Source organism: Pontibacter anaerobius (assembly GCF_026241195.1).
Taxonomy (GTDB): domain Bacteria; phylum Bacteroidota; class Bacteroidia; order Cytophagales; family Hymenobacteraceae; genus Pontibacter; species Pontibacter anaerobius.
The window spans coordinates 221870-245690 of record NZ_JAPFQO010000006.1 but is presented as its reverse complement, the minus strand read 5'-3'; the positions used below and the strand labels follow the sequence as shown (position 1 = coordinate 245690).

The window sequence follows — 23821 nt, the reverse complement described above, 5'->3', positions numbered from 1 at the left end:
ACGCCACCACACACAAACTTAACAACCAATGCAAGACGTCACATCACCTATCCAAAGCAATACTGGCCTCGAGTCGATGCGGCTGGAGCGCCTGAACCGGCTCCTGTTCAACAACTACCCGGACGCTATTTACACGATCGCCCTCGACGGCACCTTCCATACCGTAAATCATACGGTGTGCCAGATCCTTCAGAGAGAGCGGCATGAACTGCTGGGCAATAACTACCAGCACATCATTCACCCCGAGCACCTGGAGGAGTCGGGTAAGTACTTCAAGGCTGCCAAGCAAGGGCTGCCGCAGCGGTACCAGACGGTGGTGCTGAACAATAGCGGCGAGACTGTACACCTGGATGTGACGAATTTCCCGTTAAAGACGGTAAGCGATAAGATGGTGGGCATTTTCGGAATCGCTAAAGACATAACGGAGCAGAAGGAGCGTGAGCGGGCCCTGCTGCGCACCACCCAGGAACTACAGCGCCAGAACGAGGAGCTTGAGCTGTTCCGTAAGATCATCGCGCATGATTTCCGTAGTCCCGTTGCCCGCTTGCTTGGCCTGGGTAAGCTGCTGCAGAAAGATAACCTGCCCGAGAAAACCCAACAAACCGCACTGGTAGCCCTCCTGCAGTCTGCACAGCAGCTCGACGGCATGGTGCGCGACCTGAACCAGATGCTGGCATTGCACCACCAGGGTGATGAGCCCCGCGAAAAGTGTGACGTGGAAGAGCTGGTGCAGTTATGCGTAGCAAATATTCAGCAGGAAATTAGCAATGCAGGTGCCACTATAACACTGGCTGGCACCGAGCGGATGGAGCTGTTTACCGTAAAAGCTTTCCTGGTGAGCATCATCCAAAACCTGTTATCAAACGCAATAAAGTACAGGCTGCCCGACCGCCCGCTGGAGGTAATGATCTCGCTAAAGCAGCAAGGCGATGAGGCTATTATTGCTGTGGCAGACAACGGAACAGGCATGGACCTGGACAAAATCGGGCCGTCGCTGTTTAAAATGTATAAGCGTTTTCATCAGGATATCGATGGCAAAGGACTTGGCCTATACCTTGTAAAAGAGCAGGTTAGACTGTTGCAGGGGCGTATAGAAGTAGCCAGCACGCCTGGGCTCGGAACCACTTTCACGGTTACACTGCCGATGCACTCCTGATTTGCGCTTATCGCCTACAATTATTACCCGTTTTTATACTTACCTGGCCACCACTGAGAATAGCTTATGGTATACATGCCCGGCCCGCATTACGCTTCCTCCCGCTGATCAAAATAAAATTATACACGCACAAAAACTGCGTTTTTTCGTAAAGCAAGTAGCCTCTTCATCGTACACCTGGCTAAAATCAGTTGTATACAGGCTCGCTCTCAACCCCATTCGGTGTAGTAGTACCGGTGTTGATGACTAACGACGGGAGAACACTGCCAGGAGATGATGAACGGCTGAGGAAAACTACCTGCTTGCAACACGGGAAAAGGCAAACCTATGTTTAGAAGTGTGTATATTATTGACGACGACGAGGTAAGTGCTTTCCTGACCGAGGCGATGCTCACAGCTGAGAACTTCTCCCAGCGGTACCATACTTTCCTGAACCCCTGCGATGCCCTGCAGCAACTGCTCCCGAGCCTGCAGTTTAACCAGTCACACAAAATCCCGGATGTTATTTTTCTGGACCTGAACATGCCCTTTATAAACGGGTGGGAGTTTCTGGATGCGGTAGCACCGCACGCCCCCCAACTGAGGTGCTGCTGCCTGCTGTACATGCTTACCTCCTCGCTGGATATAATGGAGGTCCGGAGAGCGCAGGAGTATGACTTCCTTTCCGGTTTTCTGCATAAACCCCTCGAAGAAAGTATAATCCACAATATTCTGAAGCACTCCTGAATTTATACTTTGAGAACGTGTGAATCCTGCTTTACTATAGGCTGATTAGCCTGTAAACCTCCAGACACACCACTGTAAGTATAGCGCTGCCTCTCCTTTCCCGCCAGCCCATCCGGTCCGGAAAAAAAGACTCTACCTCCTCATGGTTCAGCCTGCACGGGCCGGTACCTTCGCCAACGATATTTAAAATGCACAATCTTTATACCTTTGCCGCAGCGGTACGCAATCCTTTTTATAACTTTAGCATCTGCCACAGGTATAGCTAACATGCCCATAACGCTTGCTTTCTTTGCCCGCATCGGGCTTAACCTACAGATTTTTAAAACGGCGCTGGCTGCTGCGGTATCGTGGCTGGTGGCCACCACGGTGCTCGGCTCCGACTATCCATTCTTTGCACCGCTGGCCTCCATACTTACGGTACAGGTTACCGTGGCCGACTCAGTGGAGAAAGCCACACAACGTATTATCGGCATTATCGGAGGGGTAGCGGTCAGCTTGCTCATCGGTCATTGGCTTAGCATCAGCAGCGTTTCCATTTTCCTGGTCATCATCATTGGCATGGGCATATCCAAGGCCCTGCGCATGAACCCGCAGATTGTGTCGCAGGTGGCGGTGAGCTCTTTTCTGGTGCTGGCCTTTAGCCCGCAGGAACAGGGTTACGCCGTGGAGCGGGTGGTGGAGACTTTGATGGGGTCGGTGGTGGCTGTGCTGATAAATGCACTTATCGTACCTCAGAATGCTATTCCGGAGGTGGAGAACAGTATGCTCGCCTTGGGCGAGCAGGGTACTAAAACGCTGGGTTTCCTGGCCTCGCAGCTGCGGCAGACAGAGAAAGGCCAGTTAGTAGGCCGTCAGGAAACAGACGCGCTGATTGCCGCAACCGAGAAAAGTATAAAGTCGCTGCAGTTGGCCGAGCAGAGCCTCAAGTATAACCCCCTGCTTACGCACAAGCGCACCCACCTGAGCCGCCTGGCCATCGGCGTGAAGCGGCTGGAGCACATCACTACCCAGATCAGGGGCATCCGGCGGGGCATAGCCGACCTCAACTCTGCCCATATTTTCGAAACGGACCTTCAGGACACGCAGGCTCTGAAACAGGCCATGGAGGCCACTGCTGCCTGCATCACCCTGTTCAGCCATGCTATGGTGGGGCCAACCGAGCGGCACCGTCCCGCCTTGCTGGAAAGTATACGCGAAGCCGATAAGCTGCAGAACCAGTGCCTGGCCACGCTCCCCAGCATCAACTCCAACCGTACCCTGCGCGACGTGGGCAGCATCCTGACAGACCTTAGCCGCATCCTGACCGAGGCCGCCCGCTAATACCTCTGGTTTATACTTTAGTAGATAAGCTGCCGTAACAAAGTACGGCAGCGGCTGTTACTGAACTGTTCCATCAAATCGAATTTATACTATGTCCATACTTTTCTCCCCACTCACCGTTCGCGGCGTTACCTTCAAAAACCGCATTGCCGTATCGCCGATGTGCATGTACAGCAGTCAGGAAGGCTTTGCTACGGATTGGCATCTGGTGCATTTGGGTAGCCGCGCAGTGGGTGGTGCCGGTCTGATCTTAACCGAAGCCACAGCAGTTGTTCCGGAAGGGCGCATTTCCCCGCACGACCTGGGTATTTGGCAAGATGAGCACATAGCGGGACTACAGCGCATCACCCAATTTATTTCCGAAAACGGATCCGTGCCGGGTATACAGCTGGCCCATGCCGGGCGCAAGGCCAGCCACCACCGCCCCTGGGACGGCGGCACTGCTATTTTCCCGGAGGAGGAGAACGGCTGGCAAACCGTAGCCCCAAGCGCCCTACCGTTTGCAGAGGGCAGTCCTGTACCGCACGCACTGACGCTGGAGGAGATTGAGCAGGTAACTGATGCCTTTGAGGCTGCTGCAAAGCGATCGTTAGCGGCAGGTTTTAAAGTGATCGAGCTACACGCAGCGCACGGCTATCTGCTGCACGAATTCTACTCCCCCCTAAGCAACCAGCGCACCGATAAGTATGGCGGCAGCTTCGGGAACCGCATCCGGCTGCTGCTGGAAGTTACCGAGCGTGTGCGTAATGTATGGCCGGAGGAGTTTCCGCTCATCGTGCGCCTCTCTGCCACCGACTGGACCGAAGGCGGCTGGACCGGAGATGACTCCGTGGCCTTGGCCCTAGAACTGAAGAAACTGGGTGTGGATATGATCGATTGTTCTACGGGAGGAAATGCGCCCCATGCGGCCATACCTGTAGGTCCGGGTTACCAGGTGCCATTTGCTGCCCAGGTCAGGCAGCAGGCCAACCTGCTGACGGGTGCCGTGGGTATGATAACAGATGCAAGGCAGGCAGAGGAGATACTGGCCGGAAACCAGGCCGACATGGTGCTGCTGGCCCGCGAACTGCTCCGCAACCCGTACTTCCCGATGCATGCTGCCCTGGAACTTGGCGACGAGTACAGCTGGCCGCCACAGTATGAGCGCGCCAAGCCCCGCAAGTAGCCAGAACACGCCAAAGCGGCATCCGTAAACCACAAGACATCAATCTGAAATAATATGAGCGTTACCATAATTCATGACGAGGAAGATTTCCGCTTTTACATGCCTTTCGATGGCGACGATGCAGAGCTGACGTACTCGTACACACAAACCACGATCATCGACTTTGAGCATACGTATGTACCGGACAGCCACCGCGGCAAAGGCCTGGCAGGAAAACTGGTAAAAGAAGGGCTGGAGTTCGCCAAATCAAACAATTACAAGATCATCCCTTCGTGCCCCGTGGTGGAGGCGTATATTGACCGCTACCCGGAATACCAGGAGATGGTGCACCCGGTGTAAAGTATAAATTGCGCCAGTTATGTTGCCATACAGCACAAAACAGCTATCTTAGCTACTGCATCCTGCTTAAACTTATACTTTAGGCAGGATGTTTTTTTGTTGATCAACCATAAACTTTGTTCATGAAGACTCCTCCTCTTTTCCGCAGGCTGGCTCTGGGCGGTATACTATGTTTGGGTGCCACCGCTGTGCAGGCACAGGAATTTACCCGCCAGGACACCCTGCGCGGCAGCATCACGCCGGAGCGCGCCTGGTGGGACCTCACCTTTTACCACCTCAACATTGCCGTAAACCCGCAGGACAGCACGGTACTAGGCACCAACACCATCCGTTACAAGGTGCTGGCGCCGCAGCAGCGCATGCAAGTGGACCTACAGCCCCCCATGCGTATTAGCAAGGTAACGCAAAACGGCAGGGAGCTGCCGGTGCAGCAGGATGGCAACGCGTGGTATGTGCAACTGCCGGAACCGCAAGAGGCAGGCCAGGAGAAAGAGATAGAAGTACACTTTGGCGGCAAACCGCAGGTGAGCGAAAACCCACCCTGGAGCGGCGGCATGACCTGGCAGTACGATGCCAACGGCAACCCTTGGGTAGCCAACTCTAACCAAGGCGACGGAGCCAGCCTCTGGTGGCCCAACAAAGACCACATGTACGACGAGCCGGATAGTATGCGCATCAGCGTACGAGCCCCAAAAGGCTTGATGGATGTGAGCAACGGCAGGCTCAAAAAAGTGCAGGACCACGAGGATGGCAGCAAGACCTACCACTGGTACGTCACGAACCCCATCAACAACTATGGCGTGAACGTGAGCATCGGCGACTACGCCCATTACTCCCAAAAGTATAAAGGCGAGAAAGGTGAGCTGGATCTGAACTTTTACCCGCTGCGCTATAATCTGGACAAGGCAAAAAAACAGTTTACGCAGGTACAGCAAATGCTACAGGCCTTTGAGCACTGGTTTGGCCCCTACCCTTTTTATGAGGATGGGTTTAAATTAGTGGAGGTACCTTACCTGGGCATGGAGCACCAAAGCGCCGTAACTTACGGCAATGGCTACACAAATGGCTACCGGGGCCGCGACCTGAGCGGCACGGGCTGGGGCCTGAAGTTCGACTTCATCATCATACATGAGTCGGGCCACGAGTGGTTTGCCAACAACATCACCTACAAGGATATTGCCGATATGTGGATACACGAGAGCTTCACCAACTACTCTGAGTCGCTGTTCCTGGACTACCACTACGGTACCAAGGCGGCCAATGAGTACGTGATCGGGTTGCGTAACATCATCCAGAACGACAAACCGATTATCGGCAAGTATGATGTGAACAACCAGGGTTCCGGCGATATGTACCCGAAAGGCGCCAACATGCTGCACAACCTCCGCCAGATCGTGAACAATGATGAGAAGTGGCGCAGCATCCTGCGGGGCCTGAACCAGGAGTTCTACCACCAGACCGTAACCACGCAGCAGATTGAAAACTACCTGAGCCAGCACGTGGGCCGCGACCTGACCCCGGTATTTGACCAGTACCTGCGCGATGTGCGCATACCGGTGCTGGAGTACAAGCAGGACGGCAAGAAGCTGCAGTACCGTTGGGCCAACAGCGTAGATGCTTTTGATATGCCCGTTAAGGTATACCTGAACGGTAAGGAGCAGTGGCTGGAGCCCTCCACCACCTGGCAGGAGCTAAAAGCCAGGAAAAACACAAAAGTGAATACAGACCCTAACTTTTACGTGACCACGCAGAACGTAACAGCGGCTTAACAGGCAAAGCTTAAAAGAAAACGGCCCACTTTCAGGTTTGAAGGTGGGCCGTTTTCATATGAAGAATTTACAAAGCCTAGACTTGCCTCGGCAGCGGCTCCTGCCCCTCCTCGCCACGGTAAAAGCGGGAGGTTGGGTAGGCAAAACGGATATCCGGCGCGTCGAGGAACTTTGTCAGCACATCCTCCCAAATCAGGTGCACACTTTGCCGCCGGCGCATCAGGCTGCACACGTAGCGCATCGTAAGCTCAATGCCGTTTTCGCGTACAGCCGTGTAGAGGTGCGGCTCCAGGTCCTCGTAGAAAATAAGATGCTGCTGCGACTGCCGCCTTACCTGCTCGCGGGCCGCCTCGGTAAGCTGCTCCGCGTGCTCATGCATCACCTCCCAAAGTATACTTTTGGCCTTTTGCCAGTTGCTCTCGAAGGTAATGCGCACCGGAACCTCCTCCCAGATAAACGGAAAGCCATAGTTGTAATTAGATTGCGGCTCTGTAAATACTTTCAGGTTCGGAATGTTTACCACACGGCCGGTTGCCTGGTCGGCCTTCACCCAGCCCTGTATCTCGTTCAGCGAGAACTGGAAAAGGCGGATATCAATCACATCACCAATATGGTCCCCCACCTGAATGCGGTCACCGATATGGAAAGGGCGCTTCCAGATGATAAAGACCCAGCCAGCCATGTTAAGCACGGGCTCGCGCAGGGCCAGCACCAGGCCAGCCGATAACAGCCCCAGAAAGGTCGCAATGGACCGGAAGCCATCGAACCAGATGTAAGAAAGCAAGATGATGCCGAGTACGGTTACTGTGTAGTTGGTGATCTTGCGCCACTGGTACTTCTTGCGAAGGTCTGCCTCCTGCCTATGTATGAAGCGCTGCATGAACAGCCCCAGCAGCCAAAGCACGCCTACCACTGCCAGGGAGTAGAGCAGCTTACCAAAAAACTCCGGGGTTAATCCTGTTTGAGCAGAGAGCCAGTATGTGATATTGCGCATTTGCTTGGCTTTTATTCTGCTTAGTACGCAAATGGCCTCCCATAGTGTTCTGGCGGCCTCGGCTCCTCCCGCTGCAACGCCCCGATACCCCTGCAAGGCAGCTTCATCCCGCAACCTCTGTACTAACTACTGAATACTGTCGCCGCTTCATCAATATCCACTTCAATTACCCAAGTGCAGAGCACCCAGACCTTTAGCTTCTACAGAACAAAAAAAGCCTTTGGTTGTTGTTTAAACACTGCAAATGTACAATGCCACATCATTTTTATTGTATGTTAATATTCCTAAATTTGGGGGATTTAGCGGTTACGGCAGCAGGAAAACCCTGCCGGGTTAAGAAGTATAACACAGGTTCTAGCAAGCCTCCTATACTTTAACAAAACCCGCACGGGCACCTTCGGGTGTGGCAACGGATGCAACCGCAACAAAAGCCGGTGCACTCAGGATCTGGTGAAAATGGACTGGAAAACAAATCGGTTCTAATGGAAGAGCTGGAAATATGGAATAGGTTTAGGGAAGGAAGTGAGGCCGATTTTACCCTCCTGTACAAGCGCTATGCACCGGTAATGCTGCGCTATGGGCAACGCCTTATTCCTGATCTGGACATGGTGAAGGATTGTATCCAGCAGGTTTTCTTCCAGATCTGGAAAAGCAGGCAGAATCTGTCTACGCCCCCTAGCGTCAAAAACTACCTGCTAAAGGCTTTCCGCCGCGAGCTAGGTAAAAAGGCCACCTTCAAAAGCAAGTATGAACCCCTGCCCGACGATACTCAGCTCGGCACGGAAGCGTCGCATGAGGCAGAGCTTATCAAGCTACAGTCCACGGAGTTAGACCGGCAAAAGATTCATCACCTGCTCATGAAGCTGCCGGAGCGGCAGCGCGAGGTGATCTTCCTGAAATATTATACCGGCCTGCAGTACGACGAGATCTCCGACATAATGGGAATCGACCAGAAATCAGTCTACAAACTCACTTACAAAGCCATAGACAAGCTATACAAGTTTTACCATGGCAAGGAAGAAGAAACCTCTTCTCTGCGCAAACGTGTGCGCGGTTTAGCCAGCAGCCTGAGTTCCACGGCCGAGGAGCCTGACCATGCGCTGGATCCTTTGGCGGGCACAGCGTCATTGGTGCTCAGTTTTGAGTAGGCCGCTGCCGCACAAGCCAACATTACCTCCGCCTTCTTTGGCATTTAGGCCGAAACCCTCTAACTTGAATCCCGGATTATACTTATTCTGGCAGCACGCTTTATACCTAACCGTTTAGCTTTTGATGCTGCCGTGGCCTTAGCTTACAACCATGGTTTTACCTGGCTGCCAGGAGAGTTTATAATGAAATCACACTAATGGAGATAAAGAAGGACATTTTTGGTACCGCCCCGGACGGGCAGCAAGTATACTTGTACACGCTTTCCAACCGGCATGGTGTAACGGTAACGATCACGAATTACGGAGCAATCGTCACCTCTTTCATAACACCCGATAGGCACGGTGAAATGGGCCACGTGGTAGCAGGCTTTGACAAACTGGAGGGCTATATCCCCAATAACCCGCACTTCGGGGGCATTGTAGGCAGGTTTGCCAACCGCATTGCACAAGGTAAATTTACACTGGATGGCCAGGAGTACACCTTGGCCGCGAACGATGCACCGCACCACCTGCACGGCGGCAACACCGGCTTCGACAGGGTAGTTTGGCAAGCCGAGGAGTTGCCGGAACATAACGCCCTGCAACTGAGTTACCTTAGCCCTGACGGCGAGGAAGGTTACCCCGGAAACCTGACGGCTACTGTGGTTTATACTTTAACGGATGCCGACGAGTTGAGAATTGACTACAGCGCCACCACCGATAAGGCCACACCGGTAAACCTGACCAACCACAGCTACTTTAATCTGTCTGCAGGCAAGTCCGACAGCATCGAGGGGCACATCATACAGATCAACGCCAGCAAGTATACGCCTGTGGATGAAACGTTTATCCCCACCTGTGAGCTGGCAGAGGTAGCGGGCACCATGTTGGACCTGCGCGAGCCGCAGCCAATAGGCAAGCACCTGCACAAGATGACGGGTGGCGGGTACGACAACAACTATGTGCTACACCACAACACCGAACGATTGACCAAGGCCGCCGAAGTATACGAGCCCGTTTCCGGGCGTGTGCTGGAGGTTTACACCACGCAACCGGGCATACAGTTCTACACCGGCAACTTCCTGGATGGCTCCCTTACCGGCAGAAACGGCAACAGGTATGTTAAGCACTATGCCTTCTGCCTCGAAACGCAGCACTTCCCGGACTCCCCGAATCAGCCTCAGTTTCCGTCTGCCATACTTCGCCCCGGCGAAACGTACAGGGAAAGCACGATCTATAAACTTTCGGTAAAAGAAGCCTAACAGCCATTTATACCTTGCAGCTAAGTTTAGCCCGCTACTGCTGATTTTTAAATGTAAATTACCGGCTCATGCGGAGTGTAATGCGTAAAAATGAAGTACACTTCACTCGTTAATCCGCTCTGCCAAGGTATAAAAACTGTACTTCGCCCTAACTTTAAACTTATTCTTACATTATACCACAGATTACTATGGCTGGCACTACGCACACCAATGTTACAACACCCGCTCAGCAGGAAGTAACCGAAAACTATAAAGGCCCACTGGTTACGGTGACTATGCTCTTCTTTATGTGGGGCTTCATTACCTGCCTCAACGACATCCTTATACCTAAGCTGCAACTGGTGTTCACGCTGGAGCTGTGGCAGGCCATGCTCATCCAGACGGCCTTCTTCGGCGCATACTTCATCATCTCGCTGCTGTACTTCATACTTTCCATCACCAAGGGAGACCCTATCCGACGGATTGGGTACAAGAACGGCATCATTGTCGGGTTACTAGTGGCGGCTGTAGGTTGCGCGCTGTTTTACCCGGCGGCTTCTACCCTGAGCTATGGCTTTTTCCTGGGTGCTTTGTTCGTGCTGGCCTCCGGCATCACCATTCTGCAGATTGCGGCTAACCCGTACGTAGCCATACTTGGCCCGCCGGAGAGCGCAGCCAGCCGCATGAACCTGACGCAGGCCCTGAACTCCCTGGGTACCACGGTGGCCCCGATTATAGGCGGCTACCTCATCTTTGGTGCCGTAAACGCATCCGACACAGGGGCTGACTCTGTAAAAATGCCATACCTGGGGCTGGCGGCCGCCCTGCTGGCTATTGCGCTACTTATCAAAATAGCGAAACTGCCGGGTATACAGAGCAGCGATGAGATAAAGCCAGGCGCTGGCGCCCTTCGTTACCGCCACCTTGTGCTGGGTATCATCTGTATTTTTGCCTATGTGGGTGGTGAGGTGGCCATCGGCAGCACGCTTATCAACTTCTTCAGGCTACCCGAGATTGCAGGGCTGGAGGAGGCCGAAGCCGGTCATTTTCTGGCCTTTTACTGGGGAGGAGCCATGGTGGGCCGATTCTTTGGTGCCGTAGCCCTCTCCAACATGAAAAACGCCAATGGTAAATACCTGGTGATAGGTGGTATAGCGGCTGTTGTGTTTGGGCTCATGTTCTTTGCTTATGGCCTGCACGAGGCTCTTATTGTTCTCGGCCTGATTGCGCTGAACTTTGGCGTGCTGATGCTGGGCCGCTTTATCCCGAGCAGGACGCTTGGTTTCTTTGCCGCCACGGTGGTTGTGCTGTTGCTGATCACGAGCTTTGCTACCGGTGCTGTGGCTATGTGGTCCGTTATCGCCATCGGCTTGTTCAATTCCATCATGTTCCCTACTATCTTCACGCTGGCTATTAAAGGGTTGGGCGTGCATACCAGCCAGGCATCGTCGCTGCTGGTGATGGCGATTGTGGGAGGTGCCATTGTGCCGCCGCTGCAAGGTGCCGTGGCAGACATAACGGGTAGCCTCCAACTCTCGTTCCTGGTGCCATTGGTGTGCTACCTGTACATCATGTACTATGGTTTCTCCGGATCAAAAATCACCCAAGAAACCGTTTAGATAAGGATTTATACTTCATGAAAGCCAACCTGTATAAGTATAGGCTGGCTTTTTTTATGGTCCTGCAGCTTCAGGGTTTCTATACTTTAGCGGCTTAAAGAGAATTGCTTATCTTTCGGGCAAAGTGCCGCCATACTATAACTTTGCTTTAGAAGTTATTAGGGCAACAACATCACTACCCTTAACCGAATGAGGCATTACCTGTTTTCCCTCCTGTTCCTGCTTTCTGCTTTCGCTCCCGCGCAGGTAGTGGCCCAGGCATGGGCAGCGCCTTCTGCCAAGCGCCCTAAGATTGGGCTGGTGCTGAGCGGCGGCGGTGCGAAAGGTATGGCGCACATCGGTTTTTTGAAGGTGCTGGAGGAGGCGGGCATCCGTCCGGACTATATTACCGGTACAAGTATGGGTAGCCTGGTAGGGGCTTTGTACGCCCTTGGTTACTCGGCCAGTGAGATAGAGGAGATCGCCCTGAAACAGGACTGGGAAATGCTATTGAGCAACCAGGTACCCCTAAGCCAGATCGCGATGGAGGAAAAGGAATACTACGGCCGCTACCTCCTGGAACTGCCGGTAAATGGCACAAAGATCAGCTTCCCGAGCGGGCTGATAGAGGGTCAGGCGCTGAACAACCTGCTTATCAGGCTTACGCGCGGTGCCCACAGTATCCAGGATTTCAGCCAGCTGCCCATCCCCTTTGCCTGTGTGGCCACCGACCTGGCAACCGGGCAGAAGGTGGTACTACGGCAGGGTTTTCTGCCGGAGGCGCTACGGGCAAGTATGGCTATCCCCACCGTGTTCACCCCCATTAAAATTGATGGCCGCGTGTTGGTTGACGGAGGTCTGGTGCAAAACTTCCCGGTGCAGGAGGCATTGGACATGGGTGCAGACTTTGTGATTGGGGTGAATGTGGGCGGCGGCCTGGAGCCGGAGCAGAACCTGAAATCCATGCTGGATGTGCTGGTGCAGGCTACCTTCTTTACCAGTGCCTCTAACCTGGAGAGCGAAAAGAAGAAGACGGATTTACTGGTGGATATTTTACCTTATCTAGAGGACTACAACACCGGCAGCTTCGCCGATACGGAAGAGGTTATAAAGATTGGGGAACTGGTGGCACGGCAGTACGAGGACAGCCTGCGCACCCTGGCGAGATATTTCAGGTCTTTCCGGGAGCCGATGCACAAGCCCGCTCTCAGCAACCTGCAGGACTCCGTGAAAATCGGGAAAGTGCTCATCAGTGGCACCAATTCCACGCCCAGGCGGATTCTGCGCCGCCGCCTGCGCCTGAAAGAGAATGAAACCACCACCATCAGCAGCATCGAGAACCGCATAGAGGTACTTTACGGCACAGGCCATTTCAACAAAGTATCTTACGCCATGGTCCCCTCCGATAGCGGCCACCACTTACAGGTAAACGTGGAGGAAGCGGCAGAAGGAGCCTTGAAAACCGCCATTTATTACGACTCCGAGAACCGCGCGGGGGCTACGGTGAACTTTACCCGCCGCAACCTCTTCTGGCAGGGCTCCCGCTTTGTGGCTGAGGTAGACCTGGGGCAAAATATCCGCACCGACGTGAATTATCTGAAGTACATGGGCTACCGCTATCATATTGCCGTAAAATTGGGAAGCCAGTACTATAAGAACGACCTTTCGCTTTTCAACGACAATGGCAGCAAGATTGCCATACTGCAGCAGAACATGAATATCGGTACGCTGGGCTGGCAAACCACCACCAACAATACCTGGACGCTGGGGCAGCAAATGGAGTATAAACTGGCGAGGCTGTACCCGCAGGTGGCCGGCCAGCTGAACCTGGATACCCTTACCGTGGATATTAACTGGCTGGAGCAACTGAAGGTGCGTAACTGGGCTATCAACAGTTTTTTCCGCCTGAATACTTTAGACAGGCAGGTTTTCCCTACCCGGGGCTGGAAAACTGACCTGCAGGGTAGCTTCATCTTTGGCAGCAGGTTTACCCTACGTGCCCAGCCAGGGCACCCGGAACTGGAGAGCAGCATCCGCAACGATGACATTGATCCATACTTCCGGGTATCGCTGAAAGCCAATGGCGTGGTTCCATTGCGCCGTAACCTCAGCCTGATGTTGCGGCAAGGGCTGGTGATGTATACCAGCAATGATCTACCTGTGGGTGAGGAGGTGAAAATAGGAGGTTATACTTCCGTTCTTCCCAACATGGTCGAGTACCGCGCTGCAGAGCCTTTCGCCTACTCTGCTGATAACCTTATCTATGGCGGCTTGGGCCTGCAGGCGGAGCTGCGTAAAAAGCTATACTTGCAGCTTAGCTCCACCGTTATCAATACCAGTTTACTGCATGGCTACCGCACCCTGCGTGGCAAAAGCACCCGTTTGGGCTACAGTGCCACCCTCGGCTACCTCACTCCTTTTGGCCCTATAACAGCAGGTGCTGCCCACGAAAAAGATGCTGAATGGCGTGGCTTTATCAGCCTTGGCTTCAGGTTGCCCTGGTAGCGGCAAATAGCACATCCCTTCACCAACGGTACCTCTCTCCGTCGGCTTAACTTGCCGTTTCTCGCAGCATCAAGCTATTATCAAAGCTAAAATCCAATCAGAAGCCGGGGCTGTTTCATCTATTTTTTGTCACCCGGAATGGAGCTGAGTTGCTTGTTTTGAGACTTATCAAACCTTGTACTAAGTTTCTTACCAAAATGGCAAGGGCATTACTCCAATTTATTAAACACAAAATTACCCTACCCTACTACGGCTTTCTTATGACCTCCAGCCTTCAATTTATACTCTTCAGTAACTAATTTAAAAATTATTCAAAGATTTCGACATAAATATGATTGTTTACCAATTTTTATCCGTATAATTTGAAATATTTATTAAAACAAAGCGATAAGTTTAAAATTAATTAATCTATTCTTCAACACTTTTAAAGTTCTCCTTATGGCAAAAGCATTTTCACGTATTCCCATGCTGCTGCTTTTACTGGTTGTGGCAGCCACATTTATACTTCCGTCAGCAGAGCATGGAAGCTCTAATGCGGATTTGAATGCCGCAGACACAGCCTGGATGCTCACTGCCACTGCGCTCGTACTAATCATGACACCGGGTTTAGCCTTTTTCTATGGAGGTATGGTACGCAAGAAAAATGTTCTCTCGACCATGCTACAGAGCTTTATCTGCATGGCTATTGTAACGGTATTGTGGGTAGTTTTTGGCTTTAGCCTGGCCTTCGGAGAATCTATCGGTGGGGTTTTCGGTAACCCGCTTACCTTTTTCATGATGAACGGCGTGCTGGATGGGGCTCCCTGGCCGGCGGCGCCTACCATCCCACTGCTGCTCTTTGCCATGTTTCAGCTTAAGTTTGCCATCATTACACCGGCGCTGATTACGGGTGCTTTCGCTGAGCGCATCCGCTTTATCTCCTATACTTTATTCATCGTGCTTTTCTTCATTTTTATCTACGCACCCCTGGCACATGCCACATGGCACCCGGATGGCCTGTTGTTTAACCTCGGAGTGTTGGATTTTGCCGGCGGAACCGTGGTGCATATGTCGGCTGGGTGGGCGGCGCTGGCCTCCGCTATATACCTGAAACGGCGCTATGAGGCTAGCCATGCCCCTGCCAACATCCCACATGTGATGCTAGGTACCGGGCTGCTATGGTTTGGATGGTTCGGCTTTAATGCGGGGTCGGCTATGGGCGCGAGCCCTTTGGCGGTTGTGGCTCTGGCTACTACCACAACTGCCTCGGCAGCAGCAGCGCTGGCCTGGATATTTTTTGACGCGCTGCGCGGCCGCAAGCCCTCTGCCATGGGTACATGCATCGGGGCGGTGGTAGGTTTGGTGGCCATTACGCCAGCCGCCGGCTTTGTTACCATTCCGCACTCACTGGCTATTGGCGTAATAGCAGCTGTTGTAAGCAACCTGGTGGTAGAGTGGCGCACACGCTCTACCCTGGACGATACTCTGGATGTTTTTCCGTGCCACGGCGTAGGGGGAATGGTAGGGATGCTGCTGACAGGGGTATTTGCAAGCCAGGCAGTGAACCCAGCCATTGAACTAGGGAACGGGCTGATCTTCGGCGAATACAAGCTGTTCTTGCTACACGTCGCCACGCTGGTGGGAGTATCCATTTTTGCCTTCGGGGGCTCCTGGATGTTATTAAAAGTCACGGATTTGATCACCCCTCTCCGGGTATCCAGAGAGGAGGAGTTAATAGGCTTGGATCGCAGCCAGCACAACGAGGCACTTGAACACCCTGAGCCGGCATTGAGCGTACCTGAGGTTGCGTACAATTAAGAAATTTCTCTTTCTATAGTTAAGTAATACCCCGCCCCACTGCAGGCCTTTCAGGAGGCTGGCGGTGGGGCACTTTTTTGGGTAGCTTAGTCCTGTACCTTGTCCAGCGTTTTGCGCTTGTCGCTTTTGATTTGCTTAAAGTGGCTCGGGGTAAGGCCCGTAACTTTTTTAAACTGGTTGGAAAGGTGCGCCACGCTGCTGTACCCTAGCTTATAGGCAATTTCCTTCAGGCTCAGTTCATCATACACCAGCAGTTCTTTTACCCGCTCAGTGCGTTGTAAAATAAGGTACTTTTCAATCGTAATCCCCTCAAAAGACGAGAACAGCGAGCTGATATAGTTATAGTCCAGCCCTACTTTATCGGCTATATAGGCTGATGTGTTTGTGTGCAGTTCCTGCTCCCCTGCCTGGTGCACGAGCTCAATGATTGCCAGCTTCACTTTTTCAATTAGCTGTGTCTTGCGGTCGTCCAGCAGCTCGAAGCCGTTATTCTCCAGCACCTCCCGGAGTTGCTCCATATCAATTTCACCGCTCTCAACGGACAGTTCAGCCTCTCCGAGGCCTACCTGTAACACAGTATAGCCTAGCTTTTGCAACTCTTCGGCTACCACACGCTTGCATCGGTCGCAAACCATGTTCTTAATGTAAATCTTCTTGGTTACCATTTTGTAAAGTTACCGTCCAAAGTATCGTACAAGAAATAAATCAACAAGAATAACTTCTCAAATGCAACGTGCTAAACAATTTATTAGACTCAGCACCTGTATCTAAGCTCTCCATACTTAATACGAACTATGTTATATAGTAGTAATTTTATATTTTCGCATACCTGAACAAGACTATGACACCTGCCGAACTCCCTAATTATCTCTCTGCAAGGATTGTACCTGATGAAAACCTACTGCATGTTACCTGGCTTCGAAGTGTGAGCAGCCAGGAATACCGTGACGGGTTGAAAGCAATCAAAAAGTTGATATTTGAAAATAACTTCAAGCTCTGGCTCGCTGACTCGCGGCTACTTGCCCACGTAACCTTTGAGGACCAGCAATGGATTATGAAAGAGGTTATCCCGCTGCTTCTGAAAAGCCAATTGCAAAAAGTAGCCCGGGTTGTGAATGCCGACGTATTCAGCTACATCACGTTTGAGAATATGATGAGCAAGGCCCACGAAAACTACAATGTAGAGGGGCATATGGAGCAGTTTACCTCCATTGATGCTGCCCTTAGCTGGCTCAGGATGAACGATTGATGCTTCCTGCTGCCTAGTCTTCTATCAAAATCCCCAGTTTACCCATACGGTAATCGCGCATGGCCTGCATAACCTCCGTCTGGTTGTTCATTACGAAGGGGCCGTTTGCCACCACCGGCTCGTCCAGCGGTTTGCCAGCCATCAACAATGCACGCGTGTTTTCCCGGGCTGTTATGGTGATGCCATCTCCATCCCGGTTAAAAACCACCTGGTGCAGCCCCTCTACCATACCATAGCCTGCTACCTGCAAGGCGCCATCCAGCAAGTATAAAAATGCGTTGTGTTCCGCAGGGATCGGTAAAGTATAACTTGCCCCAGCCTGCAACTCCAACCGCAGTGCCAACACGGGCGTTTTGGTTCTAACCGGCCCCCGTATGCCTTCCAGTTCGCCGGCAATTACCTGCACGCTCACTCCCTTTGCCGTTACGGTTGGGGTCTGCTCTGCCTGCAGCGGTATGTATTCGGGTTGGTCCATTTTATGGGCGCCCGGTGTATTTACCCATAGCTGAATGATCTCCTGCACTCCTCCCCGCTCCATTATATCTTTTGGAGGGCGCTCACTGTGTATCAAGCCCCTGCCTGCATTCATCCACTGCGTGCCGCCTTCATACACTACGCTGTTGTTGCCCCGGGAGTCGCGGTGGTGTACGCCGCCCCTGTAAACAAACGTAACCGGCGAAAAGCCACGGTGCGGGTGCGGCTCTACCCCCGTTCTGTGCGGCACGACACCCACGGGCATTTCTGCTATGTGGTGGTGCAGCAACAGGAAAGGGTCTATCTGCTCTACCTGCTGCGTAGGAAAAGGCTGGCGCACTGGCATACCGCCCATGTCAACTGTTTCAGCGTAAAGCAAGCGGGCTACGGTTCTGTTCTTCATATTTTTAAGTGATGAATAAAGTATAAAACAACCCCACGGGAGTTATGTTTTGCGTGCTGTTTCTGCTAAAGTATAAATTAAAAACAGCAACAGCACCCGCTGCCTGGGCAAATGCTGTTGCTGCTTTCAGGAAGTGCGCAATAGGTTAGTAGTTCGGGTCCTGGTTCCTGTAGCCACCTCTGTCGGTACGGTTTTCCCTGCTGAAGTTACCGGTGTCGGAATCGCCGCTTGCCATGGAGCCATACCCGCCGTAATTGCCTGAAGAGGAGCCATAGGTTCTGCTGCCTAATGTGCCACCGGCGTGGCCTCCCTCATAGCCTATGCCGCCGCCGAAGTTCTTGCCACCATAGCTGCTGCCAACGCCTCCGCCCTGGTTAATGCCGCTGTAGCCGTAGTGCTCGCCGGATCTGCGGTTACTGCTGTAGTTCGGGATCCCTCGGTTAGAATGCACAGACTCCTGGCCGTAGCCGCCTCCGTAGCCTGACGAAGACACGGAGTCGTCCATGTTGCCGCCACCGCCACTCATAGAACCGTAACCGGAACCGCCACCGAACTCACCATGGGCACTGTAGTTGGCACCGCCAAAGCGCGACCCACTGTAGCCGCTTAACCTGCCGGAGCCGTAGCCTTGCTCTTGTTGCGCCCTGCGCTCACGCTGCATGCCGCGCATGTCGTCATAGCGGTCTGAGGAGCCTTCGAAGCTGGAGATGCCATAGCCCTGGCGGATGTCACCCAGGTCGTGGCGGCGGTTACTGGTGTTGTCATAGTAGTTATCTTCCATGTCGTAATCGCGGCTACGGTAGTTCTGGAAGCGGTTGGCGTCAAAATCGCGGCGGTCGCGGAAATCATGCGGGTTGTTGCCGTGGCTGTAGCGGTCCTGGTGCTCGCGCCCAAAATCCCCATCGCGGGTATCACGGTCAAAATCATAAACGTCCTTGCCGGTCCACAGGCCACTGTGGTAGTATCTGCTATTATCTCTGTCGTTTCTCATAGTTAAAATAGGTTAGTTGTACATTAGTCCAGTTTATTCTAAACGCAGGCAAAGTAGAACGGTTTTATGGCTGGCCCGTGAGAAAAGCAAAAGGCCCACTCTTACGCGGGCCCTTTGCTTTTATGTGTGCTTATGAACTTTAACTATCTTCGACGGCCGTCGTTTTCGCTATAGCGGCCCTGGTTAGCCGACTTATAACGGGTGCGAGTGCCTTTCGTCCAGGTTTTCTGGTCATAGCGGCTACGCAGCTTGCTGGCATCCAGGCTGGCGGGCTCGTTTGATTCGTAAATGGTGCGGCCGGTGCCGGAGTAGCCATAGTTGTGATCTATAAAATTAGTATAGGCTCGACTACCGGCATAGCTGCCATAGGTAGGCCTGTTGCTATAATCCGGGAACTCAATGTACTGCTTCCCCGTGGTTTCCGGCAAAATAGCAGCGTAACTGTCTTGCCGCCCCAGGTCTTCGTTATAACTGGTTCTATCTCCGGAGCCAAAAGTAGAGGTACTGTAGTTGCCCCGGCTGTAATCGTTTGTGTAGCCTTGATTGCCATAGTAGTCGTTGCCACGCATGCTGGCGTTATCGCGTCCATAGCTGGGTTGCCTACTGGTGGCTGGGCTGGTGCGGCGGCTTTGCTTGTCGCTGCCCACATCGCGCTGCCCGAAAGTATTGCGGTCGTTACGATAGTTTGAGTTCATGATATGCACATTTAAAGTTTAAAATTCCTACTCATTAAACGCGCTGCAAAAACAGCTAGTTCAGCTTTTAACTTCTTATTATACTATGTTCACCCCTAGATTAGCTCTATTCCTTCTTTATATAGTATAAAATGTTTCCATATATACCGTTTTTTCGTATGCTTTAGGATGATTTTTCCATACTTTAAGCATCTCTCCTTCTCCCTCTTCTGCCTGCACGGCTGTATTTAAACGGTTTTGGAATTAAGAACAATTGCACTGCTCCACAGGTATAAACCACCTAAAAAAACGGCGCATGGAGCAACAGATTCATATTGGCACCTCGGGGTGGCACTACAAACATTGGGTCGGCACCTTCTATCCGAAAGAGCTACGGCCAAAAGACTTCTCCGGTTACTACACACGATTCTTTAAAACGGTTGAGATCAATGACTCTTTCTACAAACTGCCTTCCGCCGACACGTTTGCCAGTTGGCGGCAGGCAGTGCCCGATGATTTTATCTTTTCCGTAAAAGCCAGTCGCTACCTAACGCACATGAAGAAACTGAAGGACCCTCAGGAGCCATTAGACCGTTTCTTTGCCAGTGCCAATGCGTTAGAGCACAAGCTGGGGCCGGTGCTTTTTCAGTTGCCGCCCGGTTGGAAAGTGAACGCACAGCGCCTCCGTGACTTTACGGCCCTATTGCCGCCATACTACAAGTATACTTTTGAGTTCAGGCACCAGAGCTGGTACACCGATGAAGTTTTGGACCTCCTCCGAAAACATAATGCCGCCTTTTGTATTTATGAACTGGATGGGCACGTAACGCCGCTGCATGTAACCGCTGACTTTGTGTATGTGCGGCTGCACGGGCCGGTGGGAAAGTATGGTGGATCGTACTCCGAAAGCGCGCTGCAGTGGTGGGCACAGCAATGCAAACAGTGGCAGCAACAGGGGCTGGAGGTGTATGTATACTTTGATAACGACCAGCTGGGCTATGCCGCCTTTAATGCGCTTCGGCTGCAGGAAATAGTGCACCCAAAACGACTTAAGCCTGGTGCAGAAATTGCATGAAATGCAGCCAAGAAAACATAAAAAAAACCTATGGAAGCTGCCCCTTGGTGGCTACCTTTACTCTATATTAAACAGAAAAGATAAACGAAATCATGGACAAAATAACAACGGATATATGCATTGTGGGCGCGGGCCCCGTGGGCCTGTTCGCCGTGTTCGAAGCCGGACTGCTCAAGATGCGTTGCCATGTAGTGGATGCGCTGCCCATTGTAGGTGGGCAGCTGTCTGAGATATACCCTAAAAAACCCATTTACGATATACCCGGCCTTCCGGAAGTGTTGGCCGGAGACCTGATCAAAAACCTGGAGAAGCAGATTGCCCCCTTCCACCCCACCTTTACCCTGGGCGAGCGTGTGGAGGACCTGGAGAAACTGGAGGATGGCTCGTTTATAGTTCGTACCGTGGACGGCACCGAGATTGCCTGCAAGGTGGTAGTAATTGCCGGTGGTTTGGGATCCTTTGAGCCGCGCAAACCTGCCATCGAGCACCTGGAGAAGTATGAGAAGAAGGGCGTGGAGTACATGGTGCGCGACCCGGAGCAGTTCCATAACCAGCGCGTGGTGATAGCCGGTGGCGGCGACTCTGCCCTCGACTGGACCATCTACCTGGCCGGCCTGTGCAAAGAGCTCACGCTGGTACACCGCGGCACATCTTTCCGGGGTGCTCCTGAGTCGGCTGCTAAAGTTATAAGTATGGCTGAGGAAGGACAGATTAAGCTGATCCTGAAGTCTAACGTAACGGAGGTGCACGGCGAGGATGACCTGGAGGCAGTTACAGTGATGGTAGACAACAAAGAGCCATACCAGATCGAAACCGACTACTTCATCCCGTTGTTTGGGCTGGTGCCTAAGTTGGGGCCTATCGAAAACTGGGGGCTGGAGCTGGATAAGAACGCCATCGTGGTTAACACCGAGGACTACTCCACCAACGTACCGGGCATTTACGCCATTGGCGACATCAACACGTATCCGGGTAAGCTAAAGCTTATACTTTGTGGCTTCCATGAGGCTGCCCTGATGGCGCAGAGTGCCTACAACATCATTTACCCGGATAAAAAGTTTGTGCTAAAGTATACTACCGTTAACGGTATTCAGGAACTACAATAATGAAAGACGCTATTAACATTTATGTAGAGCAGGAAAACGGCGAACGCATTGAACTGGAGGCCCCGCTGGATATGAACCTCTCAGTTATGGAGGTGCTGAAGGCGAACGAGTTTCCGGTACAGGCCGTGTGTGGCGGTATGGCCATCTGCGCTACCTGCCACGTGGAGGTGCTGCAAAACGGAGAGGGTGAATTACCCGAGATGAACGACGATGAGGCCTACATGCTCGAAACCCTGCCCCATGCCACCGACAGCAGCCGCCTATCGTGCCAGCTACGGGTAAACCCCGACCTGGATGGCCTGGTGGTGCGCATTATGCCTGAGGCTTAGGTTATACTTCTTACTTTATACTTATCAAAAGGTGCTGCTTCGGAGGCACCTTTTTTTATTTAGAGAACCTGCAGGTTTTAAAAATCTGATTACAGCTTCCGACTTTTCTCCCAAATATAAAATCATACTTTCTTCAGCCTTTCTATCCCCATGGCAATTTTGTAACTATCAGTCACGAAACAGAAAAGATACAATCCCTAAAAACACATAGGTTAATCAGCATATTTATATATTTTTGCGGCAGTCACAAGTATAAACGTAACGAAAACAAACATGAAAAAGCTTTTAGCTGCTGCAGTATTTGCCTTTCTAGGCACAAGCGCCTTTGCCCAGACATCCCAGGGAACGGTTGCCATAACAGGTTCACTTAGTTTTAATAGCACTAACAGGGAGGATGGTAGTGACTTAAAGAGCAACAGCTTTAGTATAGGTCCGTCAGTGGGGTATTTTGTAGCAGATAACTTAGTTGTAGGGCTGGGGATAAATTATTCCCGGGAGGCTTCCAAGTCAACAGAAGTACATTATGGTGGTTATTATAGCGGCCCTTACCCTGTAGAATGGTGGTTATTATAGCGGCCCTTACCCTGTAGATGTTGAATCCTCTACTAATGGCTATTACATAAATCCATATATCAAGAAATACTTCAGTTTGACTGAGAACATATTCTTTACCGGGGCGGGTTCTGTTGGCTTTGGTAAGTCGATAACTAAGAGGGAGTATAAAGGTGATATACAGGAAAGTGAAAGTAATACCAACAACTTCAGGGCAGGAGTATCTCCTGGAATCTCCTTCTTTCCGACATCTAAATTTGGCCTGTCTGCGTCCTTTGGTTTCTTGGGTTATACGCAGTACAAGATCGACCATAAAAACTCACAATATGCTGATTATAAAACCTCTAATTTTGGTTTAGACTTTAACAGCAGCTCATTGAACTTTGGGCTTAGCTACTTCATCAGCCGCTAAGCAAGTATAACACTACAAAAAAGGCCTGCGCAAGTATGAATTGCGCAGGCCTTTATACTTTCTGAGTATACTTTATACTTACCAGCCACTGGCCAGCACATCGGCAATGTGCATTGTTTTGATCGGTTTTTTCTGTTTCTGGATATAGGCCTCCAGGTGCATCAGGCAGCTGCTGTCGGTTGATACGATGAAATCAGCGCCGGTAGCGATGGCATTGTCCACCTTCTGCTCGGCCATGGCCGTGGAGATCGCCTCGAACTTTACGGCAAAGGTACCGCCAAAGCCGCAGCAGGTCTCGTTATCCTCCATCTCCACTAACTCCAGGCCCTGCACATTGCTGAGCAACGCACGCGGACCCGCTTTAATGCCGCATTCGCGCAGGCCGCTGCAAGAGTCGTGATACGTATACCTGCCAGGTAACGAGGCGCCCTCAATGCGGGTGATGCCCAATACATCCGTCAGGAACTCCGTCAGTTCATACACCTTCTTCTGCATAGCCCTATACTTCACCAGCTTCGACGACTTCACGAAAATATCCTGGTAGGCATTGCGCACCATGCCCACACAAGAAGCAGAAGGCGCCACAATGTAATGGGAAGTATCGTTGGAGAAATCATCGAGGAACTTATTGGCTACCTCGCGGGCCTCATTAAAAAAACCGGCATTGAAAGCGGGTTGTCCGCAACAGGTCTGATTGGGGTTGTAGCGCACCTCACAGCCTACCTTTTCCAGCACCTTTACCATGTTCATGGCCGTGTCCGGGTAGAGCTGGTCCACAAAGCACGGCACAAAAATATCTACTGTCGTTCTGTTTGCCAT

At 52.0% G+C, this 23821-nt stretch carries 23 protein-coding genes; 17 read left to right on the top strand and 6 right to left on the bottom strand.

Annotated elements, in window-relative coordinates; genetic code table 11:
• Positions 1 to 28 precede the first annotated feature (28 nt).
• The 6 genes from OO017_RS10135 to OO017_RS10110 all read left to right on the top strand — a co-directional run bounded on the left by OO017_RS10135 (position 29) and on the right by OO017_RS10110 (position 6475).
• Positions 29 to 1156, top strand: a complete 1128-nt coding sequence (locus tag OO017_RS10135; protein WP_266052363.1) for a PAS domain-containing sensor histidine kinase — start codon at positions 29 to 31, stop codon at positions 1154 to 1156.
• A 327-nt stretch (positions 1157 to 1483) separates the two neighbouring features.
• Entirely contained in the window at positions 1484 to 1882 is a 399-nt protein-coding gene (locus OO017_RS10130) for a response regulator (protein ID WP_266052362.1), read from the top strand.
• 267 nt (positions 1883 to 2149) lie between these two features.
• The gene (locus OO017_RS10125) at positions 2150 to 3202 is read left to right on the top strand and encodes an FUSC family protein (RefSeq protein ID WP_266052361.1); all 1053 of its coding nucleotides are present in this window, start codon (positions 2150 to 2152) and stop codon (positions 3200 to 3202) included.
• A 91-nt stretch (positions 3203 to 3293) separates the two neighbouring features.
• Complete coding sequence (namA, locus tag OO017_RS10120) at positions 3294 to 4367, top strand: NADPH dehydrogenase NamA (protein WP_266052360.1); 1074 nt, start codon at positions 3294 to 3296, stop codon at positions 4365 to 4367.
• Between the two features lie 54 nt (positions 4368 to 4421).
• On the top strand, positions 4422 to 4706 hold the full coding sequence (locus OO017_RS10115) for a GNAT family N-acetyltransferase (protein WP_266052359.1): 285 nt from the start codon (positions 4422 to 4424) through the stop codon (positions 4704 to 4706).
• 122 nt (positions 4707 to 4828) lie between these two features.
• Entirely contained in the window at positions 4829 to 6475 is a 1647-nt protein-coding gene (locus OO017_RS10110; RefSeq protein ID WP_266052358.1) for a M1 family metallopeptidase, read from the top strand.
• Between the two features lie 76 nt (positions 6476 to 6551).
• Here OO017_RS10110 and OO017_RS10105 read toward each other — a convergent pair whose 3' ends face one another.
• Complete coding sequence (locus tag OO017_RS10105) at positions 6552 to 7469, bottom strand: mechanosensitive ion channel family protein (protein WP_266052357.1); 918 nt, start codon at positions 7467 to 7469, stop codon at positions 6552 to 6554.
• A 482-nt stretch (positions 7470 to 7951) separates the two neighbouring features.
• Here OO017_RS10105 and OO017_RS10100 point away from each other — a divergent pair, with 482 nt between their 5' ends.
• The 5 genes from OO017_RS10100 (at position 7952) to OO017_RS10080 (ending at position 15737) form a co-directional block, all read left to right on the top strand.
• Positions 7952 to 8617: an RNA polymerase sigma factor gene (locus OO017_RS10100; RefSeq protein WP_266052356.1), complete on the top strand. Its 666-nt coding sequence runs from the start codon at positions 7952 to 7954 to the stop codon at positions 8615 to 8617.
• Positions 8618 to 8814: 197 nt separating this feature from the next.
• The gene (locus OO017_RS10095; protein ID WP_266052355.1) at positions 8815 to 9858 is read left to right on the top strand and encodes an aldose epimerase family protein; all 1044 of its coding nucleotides are present in this window, start codon (positions 8815 to 8817) and stop codon (positions 9856 to 9858) included.
• A 188-nt stretch (positions 9859 to 10046) separates the two neighbouring features.
• Positions 10047 to 11456 carry a sugar MFS transporter gene (locus tag OO017_RS10090; RefSeq protein ID WP_266052354.1) on the top strand — a complete coding sequence of 470 codons (1410 nt, stop codon included), beginning with the start codon at positions 10047 to 10049 and terminating at the stop codon, positions 11454 to 11456.
• Between the two features lie 189 nt (positions 11457 to 11645).
• Positions 11646 to 13940: a patatin-like phospholipase family protein gene (locus tag OO017_RS10085; protein WP_266052353.1), complete on the top strand. Its 2295-nt coding sequence runs from the start codon at positions 11646 to 11648 to the stop codon at positions 13938 to 13940.
• Between the two features lie 438 nt (positions 13941 to 14378).
• Entirely contained in the window at positions 14379 to 15737 is a 1359-nt protein-coding gene (locus tag OO017_RS10080; RefSeq protein ID WP_266052352.1) for an ammonium transporter, read from the top strand.
• A gap of 86 nt (positions 15738 to 15823) precedes the next feature.
• On the opposite strand, the gene OO017_RS10075 is transcribed toward OO017_RS10080, so the two are convergent.
• On the bottom strand, positions 15824 to 16402 hold the full coding sequence (locus OO017_RS10075; protein ID WP_266052351.1) for an AraC family transcriptional regulator: 579 nt from the start codon (positions 16400 to 16402) through the stop codon (positions 15824 to 15826).
• A gap of 287 nt (positions 16403 to 16689) precedes the next feature.
• Here OO017_RS10075 and OO017_RS10070 point away from each other — a divergent pair, with 287 nt between their 5' ends.
• Entirely contained in the window at positions 16690 to 16986 is a 297-nt protein-coding gene (locus OO017_RS10070) for a hypothetical protein (protein ID WP_266052350.1), read from the top strand.
• A gap of 13 nt (positions 16987 to 16999) precedes the next feature.
• Here the strand turns inward: OO017_RS10070 and OO017_RS10065 are convergent, their stop codons facing one another.
• From OO017_RS10065 to OO017_RS10055, 3 genes are all read right to left on the bottom strand, one after another.
• Positions 17000 to 17863, bottom strand: a complete 864-nt coding sequence (locus OO017_RS10065) for a pirin family protein (RefSeq protein ID WP_266052349.1) — start codon at positions 17861 to 17863, stop codon at positions 17000 to 17002.
• A gap of 145 nt (positions 17864 to 18008) precedes the next feature.
• Positions 18009 to 18854: a hypothetical protein gene (locus tag OO017_RS10060; RefSeq protein ID WP_266052348.1), complete on the bottom strand. Its 846-nt coding sequence runs from the start codon at positions 18852 to 18854 to the stop codon at positions 18009 to 18011.
• Between the two features lie 143 nt (positions 18855 to 18997).
• A complete protein-coding gene (locus tag OO017_RS10055; protein WP_266052347.1) occupies positions 18998 to 19549 on the bottom strand; it encodes a hypothetical protein in 552 nt (183 codons plus the stop codon).
• A 295-nt stretch (positions 19550 to 19844) separates the two neighbouring features.
• On the opposite strand from OO017_RS10055, the gene OO017_RS10050 reads away from it, so the two are divergent.
• From OO017_RS10050 to OO017_RS10030, 5 genes are all read left to right on the top strand, one after another.
• Positions 19845 to 20603, top strand: coding sequence for a DUF72 domain-containing protein (locus OO017_RS10050; RefSeq protein ID WP_266052346.1), 759 nt, complete (start codon positions 19845 to 19847; stop codon positions 20601 to 20603).
• Positions 20604 to 20695: 92 nt separating this feature from the next.
• Positions 20696 to 21709, top strand: coding sequence for an NAD(P)/FAD-dependent oxidoreductase (locus OO017_RS10045; RefSeq protein ID WP_266052345.1), 1014 nt, complete (start codon positions 20696 to 20698; stop codon positions 21707 to 21709).
• Positions 21709 to 22038: a 2Fe-2S iron-sulfur cluster-binding protein gene (locus tag OO017_RS10040; protein WP_266052344.1), complete on the top strand. Its 330-nt coding sequence runs from the start codon at positions 21709 to 21711 to the stop codon at positions 22036 to 22038. The genes OO017_RS10045 and OO017_RS10040 overlap by 1 nt, the downstream gene beginning before the upstream one ends.
• Positions 22039 to 22311: 273 nt before the next feature.
• Positions 22312 to 22611 (top strand): outer membrane beta-barrel protein, encoded by a 300-nt coding sequence (locus OO017_RS10035; protein ID WP_266052343.1) that lies wholly within the window; start codon positions 22312 to 22314, stop codon positions 22609 to 22611.
• 76 nt (positions 22612 to 22687) lie between these two features.
• Positions 22688 to 23002, top strand: coding sequence for a hypothetical protein (locus OO017_RS10030; RefSeq protein ID WP_266052342.1), 315 nt, complete (start codon positions 22688 to 22690; stop codon positions 23000 to 23002).
• A gap of 78 nt (positions 23003 to 23080) precedes the next feature.
• Here OO017_RS10030 and OO017_RS10025 read toward each other — a convergent pair whose 3' ends face one another.
• Positions 23081 to 23821, bottom strand: a complete 741-nt coding sequence (locus OO017_RS10025) for a (Fe-S)-binding protein (protein WP_266052341.1) — start codon at positions 23819 to 23821, stop codon at positions 23081 to 23083.

Excerpts from the sequence above, each read along its gene's own strand:
- OO017_RS10085 (WP_266052353.1), top strand. The coding sequence starts at position 11,646 with ATGAGGCATTACCTGTTTTCCCTCCTGTTCCTGCTTTCTGCTTTCGCT.
- OO017_RS10065 (WP_266052349.1), bottom strand. The coding sequence starts at position 17,863 with ATGAAGAACAGAACCGTAGCCCGCTTGCTTTACGCTGAAACAGTTGAC.
- OO017_RS10090 (WP_266052354.1), top strand. The coding sequence starts at position 10,047 with ATGGCTGGCACTACGCACACCAATGTTACAACACCCGCTCAGCAGGAA.
- OO017_RS10130 (WP_266052362.1), top strand. The coding sequence starts at position 1,484 with ATGTTTAGAAGTGTGTATATTATTGACGACGACGAGGTAAGTGCTTTC.
- OO017_RS10050 (WP_266052346.1), top strand. The coding sequence starts at position 19,845 with ATGGAGCAACAGATTCATATTGGCACCTCGGGGTGGCACTACAAACAT.
- OO017_RS10105 (WP_266052357.1), bottom strand. The coding sequence starts at position 7,469 with ATGCGCAATATCACATACTGGCTCTCTGCTCAAACAGGATTAACCCCG.
- OO017_RS10045 (WP_266052345.1), top strand. The coding sequence starts at position 20,696 with ATGGACAAAATAACAACGGATATATGCATTGTGGGCGCGGGCCCCGTG.
- OO017_RS10135 (WP_266052363.1), top strand. The coding sequence starts at position 29 with ATGCAAGACGTCACATCACCTATCCAAAGCAATACTGGCCTCGAGTCG.
- OO017_RS10060 (WP_266052348.1), bottom strand. The coding sequence starts at position 18,854 with ATGAGAAACGACAGAGATAATAGCAGATACTACCACAGTGGCCTGTGG.
- OO017_RS10125 (WP_266052361.1), top strand. The coding sequence starts at position 2,150 with ATGCCCATAACGCTTGCTTTCTTTGCCCGCATCGGGCTTAACCTACAG.
- OO017_RS10035 (WP_266052343.1), top strand. The coding sequence starts at position 22,312 with ATGAAAAAGCTTTTAGCTGCTGCAGTATTTGCCTTTCTAGGCACAAGC.
- OO017_RS10100 (WP_266052356.1), top strand. The coding sequence starts at position 7,952 with ATGGAAGAGCTGGAAATATGGAATAGGTTTAGGGAAGGAAGTGAGGCC.
- OO017_RS10080 (WP_266052352.1), top strand. The coding sequence starts at position 14,379 with ATGGCAAAAGCATTTTCACGTATTCCCATGCTGCTGCTTTTACTGGTT.
- OO017_RS10095 (WP_266052355.1), top strand. The coding sequence starts at position 8,815 with ATGGAGATAAAGAAGGACATTTTTGGTACCGCCCCGGACGGGCAGCAA.
- namA (WP_266052360.1), top strand. The coding sequence starts at position 3,294 with ATGTCCATACTTTTCTCCCCACTCACCGTTCGCGGCGTTACCTTCAAA.
- OO017_RS10115 (WP_266052359.1), top strand. The coding sequence starts at position 4,422 with ATGAGCGTTACCATAATTCATGACGAGGAAGATTTCCGCTTTTACATG.
- OO017_RS10025 (WP_266052341.1), bottom strand. The coding sequence starts at position 23,821 with ATGGCAAACAGAACGACAGTAGATATTTTTGTGCCGTGCTTTGTGGAC.
- OO017_RS10040 (WP_266052344.1), top strand. The coding sequence starts at position 21,709 with ATGAAAGACGCTATTAACATTTATGTAGAGCAGGAAAACGGCGAACGC.
- OO017_RS10075 (WP_266052351.1), bottom strand. The coding sequence starts at position 16,402 with ATGGTAACCAAGAAGATTTACATTAAGAACATGGTTTGCGACCGATGC.
- OO017_RS10055 (WP_266052347.1), bottom strand. The coding sequence starts at position 19,549 with ATGAACTCAAACTATCGTAACGACCGCAATACTTTCGGGCAGCGCGAT.
- OO017_RS10110 (WP_266052358.1), top strand. The coding sequence starts at position 4,829 with ATGAAGACTCCTCCTCTTTTCCGCAGGCTGGCTCTGGGCGGTATACTA.